The organism is Streptomyces sp. NPDC000941 (assembly GCF_053599555.1).
This window is the reverse complement of record NZ_JBSFMM010000561.1, coordinates 1-1159: the sequence shown is the minus strand read 5'-3', so window position 1 is coordinate 1159 and position 1159 is coordinate 1. Positions and strand designations below refer to the sequence as shown.

Annotated in this window: 1 pseudogene; it reads right to left on the bottom strand. The window is 65.5% G+C overall.

Annotated elements, in window-relative coordinates:
- Window positions 1-1154: pseudogene (locus ACWDSL_RS53485) on the bottom strand (acyltransferase domain-containing protein); the annotation flags it as partial.
- Window positions 1155-1159 lie beyond the last annotated feature (5 nt).

Here is a 1159-nt window from a genome sequence, read left to right as displayed (position 1 = left end):
TGCTCACCATCCGACAGCTCAAGCGTCGAAGCAAGCGACTCCAGATCCTCCCGCTCCACCGCCTCCCAGAACCGCGCCTCCACCTCATCCACCACAACCGCCCCAACAGGAACATCCAGCCAGAACCGCTCCCGCTGAAAGGCATACGTCGGCAGATCCACCCGCGACGCCCCCGTACCAGCGAACACCTCCGCCCAGCGCACAGCCACACCCCGCACCCACGCCTGCGCCAGGCCCGACAGCAACGACTCAGCCTCAGGACACGCCGACCGCAACACAGGAACGAACACCCCATCGGCCACGGACTCCGCACCCATCGCGCTCAACACGCCATCGGGACCCAGTTCGAGGAAAGTCGTGATGCCCTGCCCGACGAGCGCAGCCACCCCATCCGCAAATCGCACCGTTTGCCGAACATGCCGCACCCAGTAATCAGCCGAGCCCAACTCCTCCGGCGCAGCCGGAGCACCAGTCACATTGGAAACCACTGGAGTACGCGGGGCCGCGTAAGTCAGGGTCTCGGCGACCGTGCGGAAGTCATCCAACATCGCGTCCATACGAGGCGAATGGAACGCATGCGACACCTCAAGACGCCTGGTCTTACGCCCCTGACCCCGGAACATCTCCGCCACAGCAAGGACAGCGTCCTCATCACCGGAGACCACCACCGACGTCGGACCATTGACCGCAGCAATACCAACCCCGTCGCCATAATCGGCCAGAAGCGGCGCCACCTCGTCCTCCGCGGCCTGGACAGCAACCATCGCCCCGCCGACGGGCAGCCCCTGCATCAACCGGCCCCGAGCCGCCACCAGCCGCACCGCATCCTCCAACGAGAACACACCCGCCACATGCGCCGCCACGATCTCACCGACCGAATGCCCACCCACAAACTCCGGCACCACACCCCACGACTCGACCAACCGGAACAACGCCACCTCAACCGCGAACAGCCCGGCCTGCGTAAACACCGTCTGACCGAGCCGAGCAGCATCATCGCCGAAGATCACATCGCGAACGGACCGCTCGACGTGCCCCGCAAGCTCCTTGTCCAGCAGCCCGCACACCTCGTCAAACGCCTCCGCGAACACCGGATACTGGCCATACAGCTCACGGCCCATACCCACCCGCTGACTGCCCTGCCCCGAGAACAACACCG